This window comes from Thermaerobacter nagasakiensis (genome assembly GCF_055396825.1).
On the sequence record NZ_AP043740.1, the window covers coordinates 967,004 to 990,959 of the forward strand.

Genomic DNA, 23,956 nt, shown 5'->3' on the forward strand with positions numbered 1-23,956 from the left:
TAAGGGGGACCTGCCATGAGTCCAGCGGTGGCGGAGTCTTTCAGGGCGTACCTGGTCGAGCGGGACGGCGACGGCAGCCTGCGCCAGGGGGTGCGTACGCTGGGTGCCGGCGACCTGCCGCCGGGCGAGGTCACCCTTCGCGTCGCCTATTCCGGCGTCAACTACAAGGACGGCCTGGCCAGCCGGCCCGACGGCCGGGTGGTGCGGTCCTATCCCATGGTGCCGGGCATCGACCTGGCCGGCAAGGTGGTGGAGTCGGCCGATCCCCGCTTCCGGCCCGGGGATCCCGTCCTGGTGACGGGTTTCGAGCTGGGGGTCAGCCACTACGGGGGCTACGCCGAATACGCCCGGGTGCCCGCCCAGTGGATCGTGCCGTTGCCCCGCGGCCTCGACCTGCGGGAGGCGATGATCCTGGGCACGGCAGGGTTCACCGCCGCCCTGGCCCTCCATCGCCTGGAAGAACACGGCCTGGCGCCGGGCCAGGGCCCGGTCCTGGTCACCGGCGCCACGGGCGGCGTGGGTTCTGTGGCCGTAGCCATCCTGGCCCGCCGCGGGTATGAGGTGGTGGCCAGCACGGGCAAGGACGGCGCGGTGGAATACCTCAAGCGCCTGGGGGCCAGCCGGGTCATCCCCCGCAGCGAGGTGGCGGTGCAGGGCGGCAAGCCGCTGGAGAAGCAGCTTTGGGCGGCCGCCATCGATGCGGTGGGGGGCGACACCCTGGCCCATGTGCTGCGGACCACCCGTTACGGCGGCGCCGTGGCGGCCGTAGGCCTCACCGGGGGCAGCCAGCTGAACACCACCGTCTTCCCCTTCATCCTGCGGGGCGTCTCCCTGCTGGGCATCGACTCGGTATACTGCCCGATGCCCCTGCGCATGCGGATCTGGCAGCGGCTGGCCGGCGATTTGCGGCCGCCCGCCCTGGACGCCCTGGTCTGCCGCGAGGTGGGGCTGGACGAGCTGCCCGAGGCCTTCGCAGACGTCCTGGCCGGGCGGGTGCGGGGGCGGATCCTGGTCCGCGTGGCGTGAGCTCCCGTCCCGGGCGGCGAACGTTCCCTGCCGCACACCGGGGCCCGGGTGGGAGGCGGCTCCGGGCACGGGGGCTCCGGCCGCCTTGGGCTCCGGATGTTACTCTGATGCGCCCTCATGGCCCCTGAGGAACCTGTGGATCCTGTGGACCCATCCCCCCGGGGTGGATGGGGTGGAGCACGAGAGGGTCCATGCGATGGCGTCGAGGGAGCCTGCCGGGCTGGCCGAGCCTGCCCCTGGTTTTGGGTGCCGTTCAGGCCGGGTAGGCCGTGATGCCGGGCCGCCACGGGGCCGGTCACGGCCTGGCCCGGGAGCGGCGAGACAGCCGGGCCCGCAGGCGGCGGGCCAGCCGGGCCCCGGCGTGAAGCCCCAGCCGGGCGACAAGGCGGGCCCCGCCGCGTCCCAGCCGCCAGGCACCGCGCCCGGTGGCGGCCACCAGATCGCGGGAGAGGCCCCAGACCAGGCGCCAGTCGTGTTCCACGGTGGCGCTGTCGAGCCCTGCCTGCCGCAGCAGGGACGAGCGAACGGGTGCGGGCAGGGACCGCAGGGCCAGGCGCAGGGTGAAGAGCGCTACCAGCAGGTCGTCCAACTGGCCCAGCACGGGGACAAAGCCCGGCAGCGGGTCGAGGGGTACCAGGAGATAGGCGAGGCCCGCCAGAACCAGCCGGCGGGCACGCCCTCCACCAGGGACCCCGTTCCGCCGGTTCAGGGCCAGGATGAGGCGGGCCAGCTGTGCGTACTGGGGCAGGCGGGCGGCCAGCTGCCGCAGGCGACGCCAGCGTTCCCCCCGCAGGGCCCCGGCGCCCGTCGAGCGGGGGCGGTGGCCTCGGCTGGCCGGCTCGGAGACCATCGCGGCGGCCCCTCCTTTCGCATCCCGTCGGTGGCCGGACCAGACCGCCCGGCGCCTCGGGAATCAGGCTTCGCCAACCTTCGCTTGGCGTCTCTGCACCGGTGTGCGCGGGAATTGGCCAACCGTTGTCGTTGTCCGGAGCGGTTCCGCTCCCCGAGCGGGTCCGCCGGCCCCCGGCCAGATCCGGCAGGTGTCCCCGCCTGGTGTTGCGAACCCCTTTCGTAAGGGTACAGGTCTTTGGGACCTGGCGTGTCGGGGCTTGTGCCCGCCGTCCTACCGTTGTCCGATCTTATCATCTCCTTTGTCCAACCGGACCCGGCTTGCCGGGCAGCGTCCGTCGCCCGGCGAACCGGTCCCGGCAAAGCGGTGAGGAATGAAGGGGGCGGGTCGCCCGCCCGGCAATGGGGGGTTGGGTCATGGCGGCGGTCAGCGAGGGCACCCTGCTCTGGTCGCCTCCCGAGGAACTGCAGCAGCGTTCCCGCATGCGCCATTACATGGACTGGCTAGCCCGGCACCGGGGACTGGCCTTCTCCACCTACGAGGCCCTATGGCAGTGGTCCGTGCGGGATCTGGAAGGGTTCTGGAGCAGCCTGTGGGAGTATTTCGGCATCCAGGCGTCGGCCCCCTACACCAGGGTGCTGGGCCGGCGGGAGATGCCGGGCGCCCGGTGGTTTGTGGGCGCGCGCCTCAACTACGCCCAGCATGCCTTGCGGGCCGCGGCCGCCAGGGCGGGCGGACAGGGAACGCCGGGCGAGGACGGGAGCGCGCCCGCCCGGCCGGTGGTGGATCCCCAGGACCCGGCGGTGATCTACCAGTCCGAACTGCGCCCTCTGAGCATTTTGACGTGGTCGGACCTGATCCAGCAGGTGGCGGCGGTGGCCAGCGGGCTGCGGGAGCTGGGAGTGCGGCCGGGCGACCGGGTGGTGGCTTACCTGCCCAACATCCCCGAAGCCCTGATCGCCTTCCTGGCCACCGCCAGCCTGGGGGCCATCTGGTCCAGCTGCTCGCCCGATTTCGGTGCGCCCAGCGTGGCCGACCGCTTCCGCCAGATCGAGCCGAAGATCCTTTTTGCCGTTGACGGGTACCGCTACAACGGCCGGGATTACGACCGGCGGCCGGTGGTGGCGGAGCTCCAGCGGCAGCTGTCGTCCCTGGAGGCGACGGTGCTGGTGCCGTACCTGGGTGAGGGGGGCGGGCGGGCGGTTGTCGGCGGGATGGCGGCCGTCGCCGGCCCGGTCCCGGCGGGACAGGGCGGCGGTCCCGCCGGGGATGGCGGCGGGGCCGGGTTCTTCCCCGGACGAACCCTGCCCTGGTCCGACCTGCTGCGCCAGGGCGGGCCCCTGACCTTCGAGCAGGTGCCCTTCGACCAGCCCTTGTGGATCCTCTACAGCTCGGGCACCACCGGCCTGCCCAAGCCCATCGTCCAGGGCCACGGCGGGATCCTCTTGGAGCACCTCAAGATGCTGGCCCTGCACAGCGACCTGGGGCCGGGGGACCGGTTCTTCTGGTTCACCACCACGGGCTGGATGATGTGGAACTACCTCGCCAGCGGCCTGCTGGTGGGGGCGACGGTTTTGCTCTACGACGGGAGCCCGGGCTATCCCGACATGTATGCCCTCTGGCGCTTTGCCGAGGCCACGGGGATGAAACTGTTCGGCACCAGCGCCGCCTACGTTACCGCCTGCATGAAGGCCGGCATCGAACCGGGCCGGGAGCTGGACCTGAGCGCCCTGCGCAGCGTGGGTTCCACCGGCTCGCCCCTCTCCCCCGAAGGGTTCCAGTGGCTCTACGAGCACGTCAAGAAGGACCTCTGGGTGGCGTCGGTCAGCGGCGGCACCGATCTCTGCACCGCCTTCGTGGGCGGCTGCCCGCTGCTTCCGGTGCATGCCGGCGAGATCCAGTGCCGCTGTCTCGGTGCGGATGTGCAGGCCTTCGACGAGGAGGGCCGGCCCGTGGTGGACCAGGTCGGGGAGCTGGTGATCGCCCAGCCCATGCCCTCCATGCCGCTCTTCTTCTGGAACGATCCGGAGGGGAAGCGGTACCGGGAAAGCTACTTCGAGATGTTCCCCGGCATCTGGCGCCACGGCGACTGGGTGAAGATCACCCGCCGCGGCACGGTCGTCATCTACGGCCGTTCCGATTCCACCATCAACCGCCAGGGTGTCCGCATGGGAACCAGCGAGATCTACCGGGTGGTGGAGGACATCCCCGAGATCCTCGACAGCCTGGTGATCGACCTGGAGCTACCCGGCCGCGGGCCCTACATGCCCCTGTTCGTCGTGCTGCGGGAAGGGGTGGAACTGGACGACGCCCTGCGCAGCCGCATCAAGCAGCGCATCCGGGAGAGCCTCTCGCCCCGTCACGTGCCCGACGACATCGTGGCCGTCCCCGAGGTGCCGCGGACGCTGAACGGAAAGAAGCTGGAGGTGCCGATCAAGAAGATCCTGATGGGCGTTCCGCGGGAGAAGGCGGTGAACCCGGATTCGATGAGCAATCCGGAGTCGCTGGCGTTTTTCGAACAATATGCCCAGCAGTTGTAGCGGCCAGCCGTTGTGGTCAAGCGGCGATGAGGCCGTAGGGAAGGGATCCCACGCAAGGGATACCAGCTGCCGGTACCAATGGGGCCGCGACCCCGCCCGGTACCGGCATTTTTCTGTTTCGAGCGGGATCCCGGCCGCCGGCCGCCGGCCGGACTGTGGTCGCCGCCTGCAGAAACGGTAGTGGCTTTGTTGCCGAAGTTTACGCAAGCCTTGATGGGCCCTTAACGGGTGCGGCGGCAGGCCGCGGTAGGCTAGGGACGGGACCTGGTCGCAGCAGAAGGAGGTGAACGGACCTGCCGTTCCAAGCGAAGCCCGGTGCGGTACGGATGGTGATCTTCGACCTCGACGGCACCTTGTACGACGACCTCCTCTACAGCACTGCTTATGCCCGGGTCCTTGCGGCCCATCTGCCTGAGGACCTTCGCGGCACGTTTCTGCGCGAGACCTTTCCGTTCTCCGACGTGAACCGCCGGCTGCGAATGGGGAGAATCTACGATCGCATCGAGGACGTCCTGCTTGGCCACCCTCAGCTGGAACCCGGCGTGGCGGTACGTTGGGAGGGCGGTTCTCCTTCACCGTGGAGGCGGGTCACCGATACCGGCGGCTACATCGGAGCACCGGGGCGCTATCTGGCCCTCGGGGACATGTGGATGCTGGTGACGGCCACGGCGCTGCGGTTTGGGCTCTCCCTCGACGAATGCCTCGAGGCGATGGTCGAAGTTCGTTCGTGGGTTACGGTGCCGCCGCCCGAGTCCTACCGCGAAGAGCCCTTCTTCACCTCTCCCGGTGAGCCCCTCCGTGTTTTGGTGACCAACGCCGCCAGGGGCCATGCCGAGACGATCCTGAAACTCCTTGGGCTTGACGGAGCTTTCAGCCACTGCTTCACCGAGGCAGGAAAGCCGCAGGGGTGGCGACGGATCATCCCACTGCTGGAGCAGGTCACCGGAATTCCCCGCCAGGCGATGCTGGCCGTGGGCGACAACCTGCTCAACGACGTGCTGCCTGTGCGAGAACTGGGTGTGCAGGCCGTCCTGGTAGACCGGTATGGCCTCTACCTGCAGCATGTTGCCCGGGATTGGGTGATCATCCGTTCTTTGGACACCCTGTTCCCGGCCTTGTTGCCAAAAACTTGTCACCGGCTCGTACCTTCTTAAGGGTCGTCTGAACCATTCTCGTTGAACCTTGCTGCCGCTGCTTTTGGGCTCGGTCGCGGCGTACGGGCTGCTCCGCTCCCGAGGGCGGTTCCGGGGCGAGCGGCGTTGTGGCGGCCGGGTTCTTCCTGGGACGAACCCTGCCCTGGTCGGAGCTGCTGCGCCGGCGTGGGCCGCTGACCTTCGAGCCGGTGCCCTTCGACCACCCGCTGTGGGTGCTCTACGGCTCGGACACCACGGGTCTCCCCAAGCCCATCGTCCAGGGGCACGGCGGCATCCTCCTCGAGCACCTCAAGATGCTGGGGCTGCACAGCGACCTCAGGCGAGGGGCCCGGTTCTTCTGGTTCACGACCTTGGGCTAGATGATCTGGAGCTTTTTGACCAGCGGTCTTTTGGTGGGGCCACGGTGCTTTTGTACGACGGCAGTCCCGGTCACCCCGACATGAACGCCCTGTGGCGTTTCGCCGAGGCGACGGGGATGAACCTGTTCGGCACCAGCGCCGCCTACGTCACCGCCTGCATGAAGGCGGGCATCGAACCCGGACGGGAGGTTGACCTCAGCGCCCTGAAGTGCGTAGGGGCCACCGACTCGCCCCTCTCGCCGGAAGGTGGGGTGTCGCGGGAGAAGGCGGCCAACCCCGATTCGATGAGCACTTCCCAGGCGCTGCGGTTCTTCGAGGAATATGCCAGGGCAATGCGAGCTTGAGCGATGAGGGAAGGGCGGAGGCCTGGCGACGGACGCCAGGCCTCCGGTGACCTTGGGAGATGGTCGGTAGGACTGTCGGCCTTTTGGTGCCCGTCACTCCCGGCGGGACCATGCCTCGATCATGTGATCCAGCACCTCGTTGAGGTCGGCGTAGGGGCCCTGGGGGTTCTGAGGCCCCGTTCCGCCCAGGAGGACCGTCACCTGTACGAGCTTTCCCAGCAGGTTCCGCAGGGCGTTGAGAGCGGTCTGTTCCGGAACCCCCGGATCCTGGGCTGCCGCCGTCTCCGCCGCACCGGCCGGGAAGACGGTTTCCCGCTGGTCCTTCAGGGCCGCCCAGATTTGCTCGGCGTTGACCGCCATGCCTTCATGGACGACCCGGTTACGAAGGCTCACCAACGGGCGCAAGGACTGGAGGAAGTCGTAGACCTGTTGCAGCTCCGGGTTTGGCGATGTCTGCAGTTCAAACTCGCAGACGCACTCCAGCACGATGTGGTTGATCTCTCCGTCGAGGTTCACGTCATAGACGCCGTTGACCTTGAAATCCCGCTGTTGGGCGAAGACACGGGCAAACTGGCGCAACTCGTTGGTTACGTACGTTGAGGGCAGGCAACGGTCCCTCAGGGGATGGCGAAAGGGAACTCCCAGTCGGGCGGCTACCATCCGTAGAGCAAGTTCCCGGAAGGTGGTTGTCCGGACGAGAAAGGCCCACCATACCCCTTGTTCCAGCGTCACCCCGGCATGCCAAACCAGCTCCTGCAGCCAGGACATGCCATGGGTCGTGTCGTTCTTAAGATTCAGGATCTCGCGATCCCAAATGGTCAGATGCGATCGAATCTGGGCCGGCACGTCGAGCTGGTTGAAAAGATTCCGGATGGCCATCAGCTGCCGCTGGGCGGCGTCCCAGTCGGAATGGAGGCGGGCCGAGCCGTATCGCGCCAGTTCGATCAAGGCCCGCGTCCTTCGGTTGTCCGGGGAGAAGTTAGACCTCAGATACTCATCCAGTGTGTGGTACTGATACTTCTTTACCAGGGCCCGTAAGGCTGTCGCCTCCTTCCGGCGGCGGTAGTCTTCGATGGACGAGACAGGCTGGGCAAATGCGCCCCGGGGAACGTACAAGCCTTTGACGTTGAACTCCTGGCGCAGTACATCGGCACCTACAATCATCAAGGCGGAGTTCATTTGCTGGGTTCCGCCGCTGAGGCCGACGTAGACCACGACCTCATCGTTGATCTTCTTGATGTCCCGGCTGATCGCCCGCACGAGCTTTTCCATCTCGTCGAATACGCCGGACCAATCGGACGGATCGCATTCCAGGGCATAGGGTTTGACCGGCGGCAAGCCCAGGATCGAACTATGCTTTTTCAGCGCCTTGGCGAGGGGATAGGTATCCCCCTTTGCATGGAGGATGTCCCTTTGCTCCGAGCCGATGAGGTAGATCCGATCCAGCTGGGGGTTCCCTTCGTCCATGGGAATGAATTGGATGTAGGCGCGGAGCAAGGGGAGGTCAAAGGGGAGCCCCAGGGCACGCAACTCCGCAGACTCGGCGTCTTGCATCCGTTCAGCCAGTTGGCGCAGTTGCTCGGTGGGCATATACCTCCGCCGGTCGGGCTGGTCGGTGCGCCAGAACCCCCAATCGGGGATGTCGGCTTTAAGTTGCAGATCCGAGTGGCCAAGATTGGCAATAAGAACGGCCTTCATCCCAGATCGCCCCCAGCCTCAAGTTGGGCAAGCTCCTTCACGAGCCTCGCCCTCAGTCTCACCGGACCGCCTCCACGTCCTCGACATCCAGCCAGCCCATGGGCACGTGGTCGCCGGTGGCGAGAACCGCCAAGCGACGGGATTTGGGAAAGATGGACTGCCGGTGACGGTTGAAGTAGACCGCCCCAATGGCGCGGCGGGTGTCGGCCTGCAGCAGGGGCCCCAGGGTGGTTCCCAGCCACCCCGATCCCCAACCCATCCGGAAACCGGCGGAACTCCCTTTGCCGTAGAACGACCGCAACGACGCCAGGTGCCTGGCCTGAAGGGGGTACTGTTGGGCCGCCTGCCCCTCGGCCGACCAGACGGCGTTCGCCCAGCGAGCGAGGGCTTCGACCAGGGTGCGGGCGTCCAGCGGGACCGGAGGCAGTTCCTGGGGATTCCGGATGCCGAGCCGCAGGACGGAGGGGTCGAAGGAGACGTCGACGGCAAACCGGCTGCCTGGTTCAAGGCACTCGACCCACTGGGCGTGCTTGACGTACTCCGTCCCATCGGCGCGCAGGCTCCAGCTCACCACCAGGTAGACGGCCACCTGAAGCTGCGAGGGATCGGACACGTCGGCCACCTTGACGGCGCGAAGGACGTCCCGGTGGGGAGGCTGGACGCGTTTGCTCTCTTCGACCCACTTCAACCGGGCGAAGAATTCTTTGTCCAGTTCGCTGGCGGGGTATCGCCGCTGGCCGGAGCGTCCTCCGGTATGGCCCGCGTGGGTCGGTGCCCGGGACCCGTCTTCATCCAGTTTCCGGCGGGTGAAGTCCTCGATCCGCAGCTTCACCGTCTCCGACGTCACAGCCCATTGGCCGAGAATGGCCTCTCGCATAGCCCCCCGGACGGACGAACCCGGGATGAGGACGCGATGGCGGCCGTCCCGCAAAAAAGGTCGTATGGAGCCGCTGGGCCGTCTCCATCGGGGTTCATCCCGCCAGCCATACCACGGCACGGCGTAAGCAGCCAGTTGGTCCCAAGGCACGGGGCGGCGGTAGAACTGTTGCAAGAAGGTCTCTAGCGGGCTCTGCCCCACCGGCCCGCGAGCGTAGCCAGCCGGACCCGTGTGTTGTCGTTCCATGAAGGTGACGAAGGCCGAGGCCAAGCCCCGCTCTACCAACCAGTCAAGCAGCCTGCGCTCGGAGAAGACGACCACCCTCCCCCCCGAGGACCCGGCCGGGTCGGTCACCGTGTAGGCGTTGGGTCCCAGGAGGCCCGATGCGCCGATGTGAACGGGGGTCCGCACCTTGAAGTGCAGGCGAAAGCGACGGATCGCGCCCATCAGTCTGACCCCCCTGCCACGGCCATGGCGAGAGCGTAACGATAGACGGGATGGGGGGCTCCCGGCGGGGTGACCTCCAGCAGAGATCCCAAGGGCCGACGGATAAATACCGACCCTTCAGCCAACACGCGGTAGGGCCGAATCCGCGCCGACCAGGTGCCCGATGCGGCCCACCCGCCGCGCTGCTGCAGGATGTAGTGGCTCCCCTCGATGAGTCCCGGCAATTCTTCCGGGCGGGGGACAGCCGGTGAGAGGAGGCAGTAGTGCCGTCCCTCTCCGGACAAAGCCTTCTGCCATTCCGGCTCGCAAGGCTCCATGCGGAATGCGAAGCGACCCATTCCCAGGGTCCGCTTGCCCCCGATCCCCTGATCGGCGAGCCATCGCAGCGCAGGTTCGATCAACTGCCACGTGGCTTCCGTCCCGTCGATCCAGAGATGGAACCCGGCCCGGCGATGGGGGTCGGTGACCACCGCTGCCGTGTGGTAGAGGGCACTGCTCCGCCCCAGGCGGTCGAGGGCGACGCGGGGGACGGTGGTCACGGCGAAGGCCTTGGCGAGGAGCTGACGGTCATCCTTCAACCGCTGGTAGTCGATGGGTTGGCCCCGCAGCCAGCGCAGGAACGTCTCTGCCCGAACTAGCTCCGTCTTCTTGACCTCCTTGGCCCACTCCGCCCGCAGGTCGGGATCGTCAAACCCCGGAGCGGGCAGCAGCGGCTTGGGGACGAAGTCCACGCCTTCCACGGACGGGAAGCCGCTGGTCAGACGCAGCGGCGCCTCACCGGAACGGAACTCCGCCAGCCAATCCTCCAAGGTCGCCCTGCCCCACACCTGGGCGATGGCGTGACACAGGGCCGAGAACAGGGTCTCCGCGGGGATCCGGCGGGCGACCCCTTCTTCGCCCAGGCCACGGTCGCCAATCCGCAGGCGCCCCTGGGGCCAGATGCGCAGGTGGAAGACGGTCCCCATGGCCGTCATCATCTCGCCGCCCAGCTGGCCAGGCTGGAGTCCCAACCGGCCAGGGTGCCGATCTCCCGCGTCTCTTCCTCTCCTTTACCCCTGTAATAGGCCAGGGGGCGACGGCGGACGGTCACCATTTCAAAGCGAACGCGCCCGTACCCGCGGGACCCGTGTCCACCCAGGGCGTCGTCTTCCAGCAACCGCATGCCCATGATGAGCCGGTCGAGATCTTCGGCCACCGTCTCCGGCGCCTGGTCCAGGGTGTACACCATTTGGAAGCCGAAGACGGCCCCGGCCGGCACCCGTTCGATCTGGCGGGGGTTGGCCGCCGCCGTCAGCCGGTCCAGGGCGTTCTCGAACTTCCACTCTGTGTACAGCAGTCCCGTCTCTAGGCCCTCCAGTTCCTTCGCCGACTCGTCGGTGAGGAAGAGGTCGCGGACGGCCAGGCGGGCCGGCTGGTTCGGTTCTCTTCCGTCTGGCGTACGTTTGCCCGTCGACCCGAAGATCCGGCAGGAGGGGCAGGCAGGATCGCTGCACTCATGCCGCCGGATCCCCGACCCCCCCTCCCGGTTGAAGGCGATCCCGTTTAGTGAACGCTCGATCAGGGCGCGAAGCTTCCCCTTGAGGGACGAGCCCGGGATATAAGGACGGCGGGTCAAGGGGTCGCGGATTACCGGGCTGTCGATGGACCCGATCTCCATCCTTGCCACCTGGGACCCGATGTGGAGGCCGGTGAGGGTGCGAAGACGCCCCTCGAAGATCACCTTGCCCCGGATCAGGCGACCGGTTTGCGCACTGGTCATCGCTCCGAAATCCTCCTCACGATGCCCGCCTTGAGGTTGGCGGGTTCAACGGTCCGAGCCACCATGAAACTTGTGGTAAGCGACAACCGCTTGAACGAATTCGGCAAGTCGTTCGAAGTCCTCGGCCCCCTTGGTTCGGTCGATCATGGCGCTTAGCACGTTGTACAGGGGCCGGAGGTTGGTCTCCCGGCCTGCCAGGTAGGCGAACCGCGGCTTGAGCAGCTTGATCCGGGTGAGCAGGGTTTCCTCCGACTTCTCGGACGGCTTGCGCAGGTCGAGGCGGATTCGGTTCACCTCGTCCAGCATGTGGCGCAACTGGGCATGTTTCACCTTGGGCTTCAAATCCTCGCCGATCTTGTCCGCGTGCCTCACCAGGACGCCGGCGTCAAGATCGCTGAGCTTCTCGACCTGCAAGACAGCGGCCCGCGATTCGCCATATACCGCAGCATCCTGCCGGGGCGCGGTTTGCCCTGGGCGAGAACCGGATCCACCGGGCCGGCCCGCTTCCCCTCGGTGGTTCATTCCTTCTCCTCCTCCCGCGTCAACAGCGCGATCCAAATCAAAAAGGGTAATAGGTGCCTACGCAATTCCGGTTGGACGAAGGAGCCGCTCACCGCCTTCCAGGCCTTCAGGGCCGGGTCGTCCTCGGCGCCGTCCGCCCGACGGCTCAACCGCTCCCGCCAGCGGGACAAAGCCCAGACCAGCGCGACCAGCGGTTCCCGGTCCTGGTAGTGGGCCGCCTGCAAGAGCTGGATGAGCCGGTTGATCAAGGCTCGCGATAAGCCCCGGTCCGTACGGAACTGCCAGGGCGCCGGCGCCGGTGCCCGAGGGCCGCCTTCCAACCGTCCCGCGTCCTCGCCGGCCGGTTCTGGACCCTCACCGGGCGGCGCCATGAACTGGCGCCGGATGGTCTCGAAGAAGTCCGACCGAAGCTGCCACGCCCGTTGCCACTCCATGACATACGGGGACTTCGGCCGGTGCCGCCCAGGGAATCCGGCGTCGCCATCCGGCTGGTCATCACGGCTTGGTGTCACGACCCCCGGCGCCCAGAACAGGGCGACCCGATTGCGACCGGCCTCCTTGGCCGCGTCTTCCGCCTCTCCCGCCACTTCCGCCAGCCGGTAGATCGGCGTATGGGGCCGGGCCACGATGAAGCCAGCGCTGACGGACACCGAGGGATTGCCGCCGGTCTCGGCCTCGAACGCCCGGTGGACGTCGAACAGGGACTCGACCACCTGGTCCCACGGCCCGATCCAGAAGGCATCGTCGCCGCCGCCGTAGATCATCGTGATGGACCGGGGCCTGCCCTCCCCGTCCGAGCCCAAGATGTCGGCGAGGCGCTCCGAGAAGAACTCCTCCAGGGCGCGGGAGAGGGCGGCCACATGGCCGACGCTGCGAAAGCCGTCGGGTAACCCCGTGCCGAAGAGGCGTCCCAATCGGTCCACGTCCATCCGCACGACGCCGAGCCAGCTGGCCCCGGTCGACTGGGCCGCCAGTTCTTCGATGGTGAGCACGTCCCCGTCCGGTCCCTGAGCGATCTGGCGGGCTGCCGGCAGACGCCGATCCGTGGGTCCCAAGCGGTACCCGGGTAGGATCCACCGCCGCACGACCCTCGTGTCTGGGCCGCCTTTGCCGTCCAGGGTGTGCAAGGTCGTGCCGGCCAGCCGCCATGTTGTCGGGCGCCGGGTGGGGCCATTCGCCGCCACCTCGGCGAAGCCGAGAAGTTCACCCAAGCGGCCCCCGACCTCATAGAAGGCCCGGCAGGCCGGACAAGCCTGAGGCGGTTCTTCATCCGGGTCGAACTCGGGGGTGAGGGGACCCAGGTCGGCGGAGGGTCGCCGGCACACCTGGCATTCGGTCGTGGTGGAACCCGGCTGCCAGAACTTCGGGTCGCCCAACCGATCGTGGAAGGGACGGTTCTTCGCCTCGCTGAGGCCATGCTGCACCTGGGCCCAGAGGGAGCGGGCATCGGACCACGCGTCGGCCGGGGTGAAGGGCGTGCGGGCGACACCCACCCGCAGGTCCCCGTCGAACTCGTCCAGGAGGGCCCCCGTCCGCCGCCGGATGAGGTCGTCCAGCGCCCGATGGACGTCCTGCCGGTTTGGTAAGATGCAGTAGAATCGCCCGCCCCCGACGTAGACCTCTGCCAACCCTTCGGCCCCCGGGCCGAAAAGGTCCCGGGTGGCCAGGGAGGCGATGTCGGCCGCTAGGGACCGGCTCAGCATCTCCAGGTACAACGACCGGGCCCGTAGGGACTTTAGGGCGCCCGTGCTGCTGATGGTGTAGATGAACCGCTGGATCCCAGAGATGTCGCCCCCGACCAGCAGGCACGGCTGCTCTGGATCGTCGGCCTGGTGAACGGCCAGGGCCAGGGCCGTTTCGAGCCGCATGCCGAGGACGAAGGGGATCACGCCGGTCCCGTCGGGCCAGGCCAGGCGGGCAAGGGAGCCGGCGACGTGTTCGAGGAAGGCGTCGACCCCAAGCTCTTCCGAGCCGGCTTGCCGCAGCCAATCGGCCAGCTCCCTCAGGACGGCGCCGGGGTCACCAACAGGTTGCGGTGCCTGCGCCGGTGGCGGGACCGGTGGGCCACCGGGAGAACCGGCTGCCCCGGGGCGGCGCCCCGCGGAACCGGGGGCCGCCACATCCGGAAGATGAACGATCCGCAGGATCGACCGGCATTCCGCGGGGCTTCCTCCCTTGGGGCGGAAACCGGCCCGGTCCAGGGCGGCCTGTTCCTCCGGCTTGGGGAACCAGGCGTCGAGGCCGTGGGCCGACAACCAGCTCCGGTAGGCGTCCCAGGCCCGCGGGGGATCGCCCCCGGCCAGCCAGTACCGTACCGCCGCCAAGAGCCAACGCAGAGGTGAACGCATGGACCCACCCCGTCTTCCCAGGCACGTGGATTGTCGGATCGAGGGAATCACCCGCGGTGACGGAAGGAGCCGAGTTTGACCGGGGTTTCCCGCCCGTTGGCGCCCGACCGGTTGGTCCGCGGATGCAGAGCCTGTGGCCGAGTGCCGCAGCCGGGTGGGATGCCCACGGAGCCCAATTGGAGATATCGATGCCTGGTTCGTCAATGTTTACCATGTTTCCTGCCGGTTCGCCCCTGCCCGCGCCGTGTCCCGGTGGGTGTTCCCCGGTGGACCTGGCCCGCGTTCCCGGTGGGGAAGGGATGGAAAACCACCTCGCCCGCCGTATTGTCCTGATGGACGAGCCGGGCCCACCCCCGGGGCCAAGGGACCCGCCTTGCTGCGGCCCCCGCCCCTCCCGTGACGGCATGGTGACGCCGCCGGCTGGGCGCCTCTGGGTGGAAGTCTTCGGGGAGACGCCGCCTGATGGGTCCGGTTCGTCCACACCAGTCGATCCGGCAGGGGCCGGAGAGGGGGTCATCGGATGGGCGTACAACGGGGTGGTACGCCGCGACGGTGGCGGGCGCTGGCCTACGCAGGCCTGGTCGCGGTCCTGTTGTTCACCGCCTTACCAGCAGTGGGGGCCGCCGCTGGCGACGGCCGGGAGAACAGTGGCAGCCGCGCCAGCGACGACACGGTCCGCCTGCAGATCCTAGCGGCTGGCGACCGGTCGGCTGCGCCCATCGGCGTCCACGAGGGGATCCGGGCTGGCGTTGCCGCCCCGGATCCCCTCGGTCCATTGCTTGCCGCTGGCGGCCCCGGGTGACCGGCCCGGGGCGGCCAGCCGGAGAACCCGATGGGATTGCCTAGGCCGTGGGCGCCGCCCAGGGCAGGAGGGGCAGGAAGCGCCCGCAAGCGAGCGGCGCCTACACGAGCAACGTTCACAAAGCCTTAGCGAAGCCTCGAAGTGCCTTTAACCTGAGCGGACGCTCGCCGCGCTACCCTGAAACAGGACGGGGAACGGGGAAGACCCCCGGTCGCGGCAGGCTCCCCCACGGCTCTCCCCGGCGACCGGCGAAAGGAGCGGCGAGTGGCATGGCGCATAGCCGGGTCGAACAAGAACAACCTGCACAGAAGGCCTTGGCCCGGGGCAGGCGACAGGCTCCGGGCAACATGGCGCTGGTGACGGTGGCCACCATCGCCCAGATCACGGCGAGGCACCGCAGGACGGCCGCGAGGGCTGAAGGGCGTCGAACCAGGCTCCCGTCCCCGCTGGCCACCGCGCAGGGGGACGGCGACAAGGTCCGGCTGGTGATCTTCGACCTGGACGGCACCCTGTATGACGACCTTCTCTATACCACCGCTTACGCCCGTGCCCTGGCCGCACGCCTGCCCGTGCAGAAGCGAAGCCCCTTCCTGAGGGACGCCTTTCCGCTGGCCCCGCTCAACCGCCGCCTCCGGCTGGGCATGATTTTCGATCGCGAAACCGACACCCTGCTGGGGCACCCGTTGCTGGCACCGGGCAGCGCCTTCTCCTGGGACGGCGCGGTGCGCCGGCCGTGGCAACCCGCCCGGCCCGGCGGGCACGTGGGCGCGGGGGACCGCTACCTAACCCTCGGCGACGCCTGGACCCTGATCACCGCCGCCGCCCTGCGCGGTGGCCTGACCATGGAGGACTGTGTGGCGGCCATGGCCGAGACGCGGTCACGGGTCACCCTGCCACCGCCCGAGTCCTATCGCTTCAGTGAAGCGGAGAAACCGCGGGGTCGGCGCCGGATCATCCCCCTGCTGGAGCGGCAGACGGGAATCCCGCGCAGCGCCATGGTGGCCATCGGCGACAACCTGCTCAATGACATCCTGCCCGTCCTGGAGATGGGGGTGCGGACGCTCTTGATCGACCGGTACGGATTGTTCACCCGCTTCCGGGGGCCGGGCTGGAGATGCGCCCGCTCCCTGGAGGGAGCGCTGGCGAGCCTGTCCACCCGTTCCCCCGTGAGGTCGTTGATGAGGGCTCGCTCCCGCGAGCGGGGTTGACCGGTGACGCGGCCAGGCAACCAGGTTGAGAACCGGTGCGAAGGGGGTTGCGCGCATGCGGCGCATGAAGAGGTGGATCCGTGCCGGCGTGCGCCGGGTGGGCCGGCTGCCGGCATGGTTGCTGCCGGTGGTCTTGGTGCTCTTGCTGGTCTCTCCCGCCGTCACCTCGGCGGAGGGCGCGGGGAGCCGCACCGTGCGCCTGCAGCTGCTGGCCATCAACGACTTCCACGGGGCGCTGCAGTCCCGTACCCTGGGCGGGCGGCCCATCGGCGGCGCCGCGGTGCTGGCGGCCTACTGGGACCGCTGGGAGGAGGAGGCCAAGAAGGACGGGTTCACCACCCTGCGGGTGGGGGTCGGCGACCTGGTGGGGGCCAGCCCGCCGGTCTCGGCCCTGCTCCAGGACGAACCGACCATCGAGGCCCTGAACCGAATGCACCTCCTGGTCAGCGCCGTCGGCAACCACGAGTTCGATGAGGGGGTGGCGGAGCTCAGGCGGCTGCAGGAGGGCGGCTGCCACCCCGTCACGGGTTGCTTTGAAGGAGCCAAGTTCCAGTACCTGACCGCCAACGTGGTCGACGCCAAGACGGGGGAGCCCCTCTTCCCGCCCTACGCCATCGTGCGGGTGCGGGGCATTCCGGTGGGCTTCATCGGCGTCACGTTGAAGGAGACGCCCACCATCGTGACCCCGACGGGCGTGGCGGGCGTGCGCTTCCTGGATGAGGCGGAGAGCGTCAACCGCTACGTGGCCGAGCTGAAGCGGCAGCGCGTCGAGACCATCATCGTGCTCCTGCACCAGGGCGGCGATGGCGACCGCCGCGGCGGGCCCATCTCAGGCGCCATCGTGCCCATCGTCGAGGCCATGGACGATGAGGTGGACGTGGTCCTTTCGGGCCACACCCACCGGGGCTACTGGGGCATCATCGACGGCAAGCTGGTCACCCAGGCCTATTCCAGCGGCACTGCCTTCGCCGATGTCGATCTGGTGCTGGATGGGGCCACGGGCGACGTGATCGACAAGCGAGCACGGATCGTCGATACCTACGCCGACGTGCCGCCGGGCACCGAGCCCGACAAGCAGATCGCCCGCCTGGTCGCCCGGGCGAAGGAGCAGGTGGAGCCCATCATCAACCGGGTCGTGGGCACCGCCGCCGACGACATCACGCGGGAGCAGACGCCGGCGGGCGAGTCGGAACTGGGCAACCTGATTGCCGACGCCCAGCGCTGGGCCATGGGCACCCAGGTGGCCTTCATGAACCCGGGCGGCATCCGGGCCGACATCGCCGCCGGTGAGGTGACCTGGGGCGAGCTCTACGAGGTCCAGCCCTTCGGCAACGACCTGGTGAAGATGACCCTGACCGGCGCCCAGATCGAGCGGCTGCTCGAGCAGCAGTGGCTCAACCAGCCCTATCCCCGCATCTTGCAGGTGTCGGGCCTGGACTACAGCTGGGATCCCCGCAGGCCGGTGGGCGACCGGGTGGACCCGGCGGACATCCGCATCGGCGGGCAGCCCCTGGATCTGAACGCCCGCTACACCATCACGGCCAACAGCTTCCTCGCCGCCGGGGGCGACAACTTCAGCGTGTTCACCGAGGGCCAGGACCGGGTGGTGGGGCCGGTGGACATCGACGCCCTGGTGCGCTACGTCGAGCAGCTGCCCCAGCCCTTCAACGCCCGGGTGGAGGGCCGGATCACCTTGCACTAGGGGGTTCCCGGCGCCGCCTGCCCCCGCTACACTGGGTACACGAGAGCGGCTTTTCTCCGGCAGGGGGCCCAACACTGCGAACGTGGATCGGAAGGTCAAGGGAAGAAGCAGGCACGTCGTGACATCGGGCCGGCGGACTACCGCCGGCCCGCCGAATTTGCGCGGAGGCTGGTCGGACACCCCATGGAACGAGGGCTGCCGGCTTTGCATCAGGCGCTGGAGCGCCAGCGGCCGCTGACCTGTGCCCACCGGGGCGGGCGAGCCCGGGCCCCGGAGAACACCCTCTCCGCCTTCCGGCAGGCGGTGGCGGCCGGCGTGGACATGGTCGAGCTCGACGTGCAGCTGACGGCCGACGGCGAAGTGGTGGTCCTCCACGACGCCGAGCTGGGACGAACCACCAACGGCACCGGGCGGGTTCGCGACCGGCGGTGGGATGAACTGAGCCGGCTCGACGCCGGCGCCTGGTTTGGCGCCCGCTACCGGGGTGAGCGGGTGCCCACCCTGGCGGAGGTTCTGGACTGGGCTCGGGGACGGGTCTACCTGCAAATCGAGCTCAAGCCCTACGGCGCGGACGCCACCCTGCTCTGCGAGCGGGTGGTGGAGCTGGTTCGCCAGCGTGACATGCAGGACCAGGTGATGCTGCTCTCCTTCGACCATCACGTGCTGCGCTGGTGCAAGGAGATGGCGCCCGACATCCTCACGGGCGCCATCTGCCAGGCCCGGCTGATCGATCCCGTGGGCGTGGTGCGGTCGGCCGGCGCCGATGTCCTCTGCGTCGATGCCGAGCACCTGGCGCCCCGGGAGGTGGACTTGCTGCACCGGGCCCGGATCGCCGTGCACAGTTTCGGCTCCAACCCGGGCACCCTGCGGGAGCTGGCGGGGTGGGGCGTGGACATCGTCCAATCCGATGATCCCCTGGCCCTGAGCGAACTGGTGGCGACCCGCCGCTAAGGGCGGCGCCGGCCGTGCGGAGGAACCCGCCCGCGCCCGGGGGCGTGCGGGTGGCGTCCCGGGCGCAGGCGGGTCCCCTCCGGCTCCCATCGGCTTTGCCGCCCAATACAACATGTAGTATGATCCCCTCGGACAAACTTCCATATCTGGCACGTGGCCACGTGGCCCTCGGCTCCCTTGGTGCCTTGGCCGCTGGGCCACAGCGCGGTGCCTGTCCGACAGGGCAGGGCGTGGCTGCCGCCATGCGAGGGATCGCCCACCTCACGGGGGTCCCTCGGCAGCCCGCTGGGGGAAGTCCGGTGCAAGTCCGGCGCTGTCCCGCAACGGTAACCGGCCCCGCCGGCCGGAAGCCCGAGTACCCACATCGCGCTTCCGTACCGCCCCCGCGGAGGGGTGAGGGCGGGCCGAGCGTGTCTCCGCGTTCTTCCGGGGCCGCCTGTTGCATCCGGGCGCCCGCGGGCGGCAGGGGAACGCGGCCCGGGTTCGGTTCCTCTCCTCCTCCGTGCCGGCCGCCGGCCGGGGGCGGAACCGCCAGAGGAGAGGGGAGGAACCCCGTGGACGCCATCCTCCGCGAGCTCACCGCAGGCCTGCCTGACGCGGATCGCCTGCAGCACGTCCTCCGCCAGGACCTGTCCTGGATCGTACCGCCCGCCGGTCCGAGCGCCCCACCGGCCGGCAACGGGGCGACTGCTGCGCTGGCCGATGCGGCCGCCGATGCCGCCGGTGCCGCTGATGCTGCTGCTTCCGCCGGTACAGCCGGCGCTGCGAGCGCCACGGGTGCCGCGGGCACCGGCGATTTCCTTGAGGCACTGCTCGTCCAGGCGGCCACCCAGAACCTGCACCGCGATCCCGAGTTCGAGCGGGTGGCGGTGCGGGCCCGGCTACGCCAGCTGTACCGGCAGGTGCTGGGCGAGCCGGTGCCGGGCCCAGAGCGGTACCGGGCGGCCTTCCCCGCCTACATCCGGCGCGGGGTGGCCTGCGGCGCCCTGGACGAGCGCTTGCTCGCTTTCGACCTGGACGAGCTGGCCGGTGCCCTGCGCCCCGAGCGGGACGAGTCGCTGCCCTTCATCGGCCTGGTCACCCTGGCCGATCGCTACCTGGTGCGGGAGCCCGAGAGCCGCAGGCTGCTGGAGACGCCCCAGTACCTCTTCATGCGGGTCGCCATGGGCCTGGCCCTGGCGGAGGAACCGGCCCGGCGCGTGCACTGGGCCCTGCGCTTCTACGAGTTCATGTCCACCTTCCGCTACCTGCCCAGCACGCCGACCCTGTTCAACGCCGGCACTCCCCACCACCAGCTCTCTTCTTGCTATCTGGCCGACGTCCACGACTCCATGGACCACATCCTGGAGGCGGCCGGCGACTTCGGCCGGCTGGCCAAGTACGCGGGCGGCATCGGGGCCTCGGTGACGCGGCTGCGGGCGGCGGGATCGCCGGTGCGGGGGATCAACGGCGAGTCGTCGGGCGTCATCCCGTTCATCCACTTCTACGACGCCCTGATCAAGGCGGTGAACCAGGGCGGCCGCCGGCGGGGGACGCTGGCGGTGTACCTCGAGCCCTGGCACCTGGAGATCGAGGCCTTCCTCGACCTCAAACGCAACAGCGGCGACCCCTACCTGCGGGCCCACAGCGTCAACACCGCCCTCTGGATCCCCGACGAGTTCCTGCGCCGGGTGGAGGCGGGCGAGCCCTGGTACCTGTTCGACCCGGCCTATGTGCCGGAGCTGCCCGAGCGCTTCGGCGCGGCTTTCCGTGACGCCTACGCCGCCCGCATCCGCCAGGCCGAGGCCGGGGAGCTGCCCGCCCGGGCCTGGAAGCGGGTGGACGCCCGGCAGCTCTTCCGGGAGATCCTGGCCACCCTGCAGGAGACGAGCCACCCCTGGCTGGTCTTCAAGGACGCGGGCAACGTGCGCTCCCTGCTGCCGGGGGTGATCCACTCCAGCAACCTTTGCACGGAGATCTTCCTCCCCACCACCGCCGACGAGGTCGCCGTCTGCAACCTGGCCAGCGTCAACCTGGCCCGGCACCTGGGGCCGGCGGGCATCGACTGGGAGGCCCTGGCCGCCACGGTGGCGGTCGCCATGCGGGGTCTGGACAACGTGATCGACCTCAACCTGTATCCCATCGAGAAGGCGCGGCGCTCCAACTTGCGCCACCGGCCGGTGGGGCTCGGGGTGATGGGCTTCGCCGAGGCGGTCAACCGCCTGGGGCTGGGTTACGCCGACCCCGAGGCGGCCGATCTGGCCGACCGGGTGCTGGAGTTCATCAGCTACCATGCCATCCTGGCCTCCCACCGGCTGGCCGGGGAGCGGGGCAGCTTCCCCTCCTTCGCCGAGAGCGGCTGGGCCCGGGGCAAGGTGCCGCTGGATACCCTGGCCGATCTGGAGGAGGAACGCGGCCGGCCCGTGACCGTGGATCGCAGCGCCCGGCTGGACTGGGAGGGGGTCCGGGCCCGCGTCCGGCAGGGCATGCGCAACGGCGCCGTGCTGGCGGTGGCGCCCACCGCTACCATCAGCCTGATCGCCGGCACCACTCCCAGCCTCGACCCGCCCTACTCCAACGTCTTCTCGCGGCAGACCCTCTCGGGCAAGTTCCTGGAGGTCAACCGGGTGCTGGTGGAGGAACTGCGGCAGCGGGGGCTGTGGGAGCAGGTGCGGGACCGCATCGTGGAGGAACGCGGCGACCTCCAGCCCATCGCCGAGCTGCCCGCCGACATCCGGCACCGCTACCCCACCGCCTACCAGGTACCGCCCGAGGCCTACCTGGAGATTGCGGCCCGGGCCCAGAAGTGGGTCGACATGGGCATCAGCCGTAACCTGTTCCTGGCCGATCGGGACCTGGGGGCCATGGAGCGGGTCTACCGGGAGGCGTGGCGGCGCGGGCTGAAGTCGACCTACTACCTGTTCATGGCGCCGCGGATGTACGCCGAGCCGTCGACGGTGCGGGTGAACAAGGCCCGCCGCAAGCTGCGCTGGAACCTGGACGAACCGGCTCCGGCCGGTTCGTCCGCCGGGGCACGGCCGTCCGGGGCCGTCCCGGCAGCCGGTGCTCGGGCGGCCGGCTCGCAGCCTTCCCGGGCGGTGTGGAACGGCGGCGCGGGGCTGGCCGCGCTCCTGAACCCCGAAGGGGAGGGTGGGGCGCCCAGCGGCACGGTGCTGCCCGGTGCCTTGCAGCCGCCGGCAGGCGCACATCCGAAGGGCCCGGCGACGCCGGCCGGGGCCGGGCGGGACGGAGGCGGAGCAGGGTTGCCGGCGGGATCCGGTGGCGACCGTGCCGGCACCTCCGAGGCGCCGGCCGCCTGCCGGGTTCGTCCCGACGACCCGGACCTGATCTGTGAGGCGTGCCAGTGACCTGGCCAGAAACCGGAAAGCGGGTCAGGGCGTACGGGCCGCGCCGGTCCGGCCCACCGCGCCCGGCCCCGCCCCGACTGCGGATAGCCGGCGACGGGGCGCCCATCCCGGTGGATGATGCGGCCCAAGCCAATGCACTCCAACCAGTGCCAGCCAAGAAGGAGGCGATTCCTGTGGCACCCGCTACGCACCAGCCCGGCGACCGCCTGCTGGGCGGCGACCCCCTGGAGCCCATCCAGCTCTTCCCGCTGCGGTATCCCTGGGCCTACGCCCACGCCCAGCAGGGCAAGCGCAACACCTGGTTCCCCGAGGAGATCCCCCTGGCCGACGACGTGCGCGACTGGGAGCTGCGCCTGACGGACGACGAGCGGCGGGCGGTCGAGCTGCTGCTCGGCTTCTTCAACCCGATGGAGTCCCTGGTCACCCACAACCTGGTGATGTCCATCTACCCGCTGCTGACGCCGCCCGAGATTCGCCTCTACCTGGCGCGGCAGATCTGGGAAGAGGCCAACCACACCATGGCCTTCGAGTACGTGCTCAAGACCCTGCCCGTCGACCGGGAGCGGGTCTTCGCCGCCCACCGAAACGTGCCGGCCATCCGCGCCAAGGAGGCGTTCCAGCAGGAGCTCACCCGGCAGCTGCTGGTCCGGCCCGACGTCTCGACCCTGGAGGGGCGGCAGGCGTTCCTGCGCAACCTGATCGGCTACTACATCGTGCTGGAGGGCGTGTTCTTCTACGGAGGGTTCCTGTTCGCCTACACCTTCCGGCGTCGCAACCTGCTCAAGGGCCTGGCGACCCTGGTCGATTGGGTGCTCAAGGACGAGAGCCTGCACCTGTCCTTCGGGATCCACCTGATCACCGCGCTCTTGGAAGAGCACCCCGAGCTGATGACGCCGGCCTTCGCCCGGGAAGTCAAGGGGCTGATCCTGCGGGCGGTGGAGCTGGAGCGGGATTACAACCGCGCTCTGCTGCCGCGGCCCATCCTGGGCGTCAGCGCCGACTACCTCAACGCCTACATCGAATACGTCATCGACCGGCGCCTGGACGAACTCGGCCTCGGCCCCCACTTTGGCACGCCCAATCCGGCCAAGTGGATGGCCACCGAGGTGGACGTGCCGGAGATCGTCAACTTCTTCGAGGCGCGCAACATCCACTACGAGGTGGCGGCGGACCGGAACCGGTGAGGGATCAGGCGCTGGACGGTGAGGTAGCGGTTGCAGACCTGTTGCCCAGGTGCCGGCGCGTGGCCTACTCCCGTGCCGGCACCTTTTCGACCACGAATTCCTGGGATGGGCCGGTGACAATGAAGCGGACAGGAACGCGCCGGCCGTTCTTGTACCGGTTCAAGTCGATCTCGACGTCGTGGAACGTCCCATCCTGCGGCACGATGGTGACGTCGATGGAATCCGGATGGAGATCGATGCGCGCGATGTACGCCCCCAGGGTGGTGACCCGGGTGGCAACCACGCGGAGGTGACTCTCGTTCCTCGGCGGAGTCAGAGCGGGGTCGATGTGAATCGCCGGTGGGGTGGCGTGTTCCAGAGGACTGCCGTCGAGGCTGATGGGCAAGATACCGAGCTCCTTGAGCCCGCTCGACCAGTCCGACAGCCCCTGGGAGACAAAGGCGATGATCCCCTTGTTGGTCTGCAAGAAGGCCTCGACCGTTATCAGGTCGGCCCCGGCGGGCGACGAGGCTCCCCCGCCGGCTGGTTCTGGCGATGCCGGTCCGCGTTCCTCCAGGGACGTCGGGCCGGCGTCGCCAGTTTGGCCCTGGTTCTGGCCGGTGGCCGCGGCAGAAGCCGCCAGGCGTTCCGTGGTCCCCGATTGCGCGCAACCGGCCGCTGTGAAGAGGAGGAAGGCGAGCACCGACCACGAAATCAGCCCCACGGTGCGGTTCGACATGAGACGCACCCCCCTCGAGGGCCCAGTTCCCGTGGCCACCGGCTCCGGCCGAGGCCACGGCCATCCACGAGATGCCCGAGATGCCGGCCCCAGCCATGGGCGTTACGCAAGGAGCGTGAC

Annotated in this window: 19 protein-coding genes and 1 riboswitch; of the genes, 11 read left to right on the plus strand and 8 right to left on the minus strand. The window is 69.1% G+C overall.

The annotated features are described in order from the left end of the window. Nucleotides 1-15 precede the first annotated feature (15 nt). Nucleotides 16-1,026, plus strand: coding sequence for an acrylyl-CoA reductase family protein (locus tag ACZ5T9_RS04195; protein ID WP_464834011.1), 1,011 nt, complete (start codon nucleotides 16-18; stop codon nucleotides 1,024-1,026). A gap of 295 nt (nucleotides 1,027-1,321) precedes the next feature. Here ACZ5T9_RS04195 and ACZ5T9_RS04200 read toward each other — a convergent pair whose 3' ends face one another. Further along, entirely contained in the window at nucleotides 1,322-1,876 is a 555-nt protein-coding gene (locus tag ACZ5T9_RS04200) for a YkvA family protein (protein WP_464834013.1), read from the minus strand. Between the two features lie 416 nt (nucleotides 1,877-2,292). Between ACZ5T9_RS04200 and ACZ5T9_RS04205 the strand changes: the two genes are divergently transcribed. The 4 genes from ACZ5T9_RS04205 to ACZ5T9_RS04220 all read left to right on the plus strand — a co-directional run bounded on the left by ACZ5T9_RS04205 (nucleotide 2,293) and on the right by ACZ5T9_RS04220 (nucleotide 6,273). Further along, on the plus strand, nucleotides 2,293-4,416 hold the full coding sequence (locus ACZ5T9_RS04205; RefSeq protein ID WP_464834015.1) for an acetoacetate--CoA ligase: 2,124 nt from the start codon (nucleotides 2,293-2,295) through the stop codon (nucleotides 4,414-4,416). 326 nt (nucleotides 4,417-4,742) lie between these two features. After that, entirely contained in the window at nucleotides 4,743-5,570 is an 828-nt protein-coding gene (locus ACZ5T9_RS04210; RefSeq protein ID WP_464834017.1) for an HAD family hydrolase, read from the plus strand. 107 nt (nucleotides 5,571-5,677) lie between these two features. Further along, complete coding sequence (locus ACZ5T9_RS04215) at nucleotides 5,678-5,929, plus strand: hypothetical protein (protein WP_464834019.1); 252 nt, start codon at nucleotides 5,678-5,680, stop codon at nucleotides 5,927-5,929. 44 nt (nucleotides 5,930-5,973) lie between these two features. Continuing rightward, nucleotides 5,974-6,273, plus strand: a complete 300-nt coding sequence (locus tag ACZ5T9_RS04220) for a hypothetical protein (RefSeq protein ID WP_464834021.1) — start codon at nucleotides 5,974-5,976, stop codon at nucleotides 6,271-6,273. A 93-nt stretch (nucleotides 6,274-6,366) separates the two neighbouring features. On the opposite strand, the gene ACZ5T9_RS04225 is transcribed toward ACZ5T9_RS04220, so the two are convergent. From ACZ5T9_RS04225 to cas10, 6 genes are read right to left on the minus strand one after another with little or no spacing between them, the layout of a single operon-like run. Beyond that, nucleotides 6,367-7,971, minus strand: coding sequence for a hypothetical protein (locus tag ACZ5T9_RS04225; RefSeq protein ID WP_464834023.1), 1,605 nt, complete (start codon nucleotides 7,969-7,971; stop codon nucleotides 6,367-6,369). 58 nt (nucleotides 7,972-8,029) lie between these two features. After that, a complete protein-coding gene (gene csm5 / locus ACZ5T9_RS04230; RefSeq protein ID WP_464834024.1) occupies nucleotides 8,030-9,295 on the minus strand; it encodes a type III-A CRISPR-associated RAMP protein Csm5 in 1,266 nt (421 codons plus the stop codon). Continuing rightward, the gene (csm4, locus tag ACZ5T9_RS04235; RefSeq protein ID WP_464834025.1) at nucleotides 9,295-10,272 is read right to left on the minus strand and encodes a type III-A CRISPR-associated RAMP protein Csm4; all 978 of its coding nucleotides are present in this window, start codon (nucleotides 10,270-10,272) and stop codon (nucleotides 9,295-9,297) included. Before csm4 ends, csm5 begins: the two co-directional genes overlap by 1 nt. After that, nucleotides 10,269-11,054: a type III-A CRISPR-associated RAMP protein Csm3 gene (csm3, locus tag ACZ5T9_RS04240; RefSeq protein WP_464834026.1), complete on the minus strand. Its 786-nt coding sequence runs from the start codon at nucleotides 11,052-11,054 to the stop codon at nucleotides 10,269-10,271. Before csm3 ends, csm4 begins: the two co-directional genes overlap by 4 nt. A 45-nt stretch (nucleotides 11,055-11,099) precedes the next feature. Beyond that, nucleotides 11,100-11,576 (minus strand): type III-A CRISPR-associated protein Csm2, encoded by a 477-nt coding sequence (gene csm2 / locus ACZ5T9_RS04245; protein WP_464834027.1) that lies wholly within the window; start codon nucleotides 11,574-11,576, stop codon nucleotides 11,100-11,102. After that, entirely contained in the window at nucleotides 11,573-13,924 is a 2,352-nt protein-coding gene (gene cas10 / locus ACZ5T9_RS04250; protein ID WP_464834028.1) for a type III-A CRISPR-associated protein Cas10/Csm1, read from the minus strand. The genes csm2 and cas10 overlap by 4 nt, the downstream gene beginning before the upstream one ends. A gap of 520 nt (nucleotides 13,925-14,444) precedes the next feature. Between cas10 and ACZ5T9_RS04255 the strand changes: the two genes are divergently transcribed. From ACZ5T9_RS04255 to ACZ5T9_RS04280, 6 genes are all read left to right on the plus strand, one after another. Beyond that, nucleotides 14,445-14,726 carry a hypothetical protein gene (locus ACZ5T9_RS04255; RefSeq protein WP_464834029.1) on the plus strand — a complete coding sequence of 94 codons (282 nt, stop codon included), beginning with the start codon at nucleotides 14,445-14,447 and terminating at the stop codon, nucleotides 14,724-14,726. 269 nt (nucleotides 14,727-14,995) lie between these two features. Further along, a complete protein-coding gene (locus ACZ5T9_RS04260; RefSeq protein ID WP_464834030.1) occupies nucleotides 14,996-15,934 on the plus strand; it encodes an HAD family hydrolase in 939 nt (312 codons plus the stop codon). Nucleotides 15,935-15,989: 55 nt separating this feature from the next. Beyond that, a complete protein-coding gene (locus ACZ5T9_RS04265) occupies nucleotides 15,990-17,636 on the plus strand; it encodes a bifunctional metallophosphatase/5'-nucleotidase (protein ID WP_464834031.1) in 1,647 nt (548 codons plus the stop codon). Between the two features lie 183 nt (nucleotides 17,637-17,819). Next, nucleotides 17,820-18,587, plus strand: a complete 768-nt coding sequence (locus tag ACZ5T9_RS04270) for a glycerophosphodiester phosphodiesterase (RefSeq protein WP_051009233.1) — start codon at nucleotides 17,820-17,822, stop codon at nucleotides 18,585-18,587. Nucleotides 18,588-18,875: 288 nt separating this feature from the next. Continuing rightward, nucleotides 18,876-18,948, plus strand: a riboswitch (cobalamin riboswitch). Nucleotides 18,949-19,141: 193 nt separating this feature from the next. Next, complete coding sequence (locus tag ACZ5T9_RS04275) at nucleotides 19,142-21,934, plus strand: ribonucleoside-diphosphate reductase subunit alpha (RefSeq protein ID WP_464834034.1); 2,793 nt, start codon at nucleotides 19,142-19,144, stop codon at nucleotides 21,932-21,934. Between the two features lie 173 nt (nucleotides 21,935-22,107). Beyond that, complete coding sequence (locus ACZ5T9_RS04280; protein ID WP_464834035.1) at nucleotides 22,108-23,118, plus strand: ribonucleotide-diphosphate reductase subunit beta; 1,011 nt, start codon at nucleotides 22,108-22,110, stop codon at nucleotides 23,116-23,118. A 64-nt stretch (nucleotides 23,119-23,182) separates the two neighbouring features. On the opposite strand, the gene ACZ5T9_RS04285 is transcribed toward ACZ5T9_RS04280, so the two are convergent. Then, nucleotides 23,183-23,836 (minus strand): hypothetical protein, encoded by a 654-nt coding sequence (locus tag ACZ5T9_RS04285; RefSeq protein WP_464834037.1) that lies wholly within the window; start codon nucleotides 23,834-23,836, stop codon nucleotides 23,183-23,185. Between the last annotated feature and the right edge of the window lie 120 nt (nucleotides 23,837-23,956).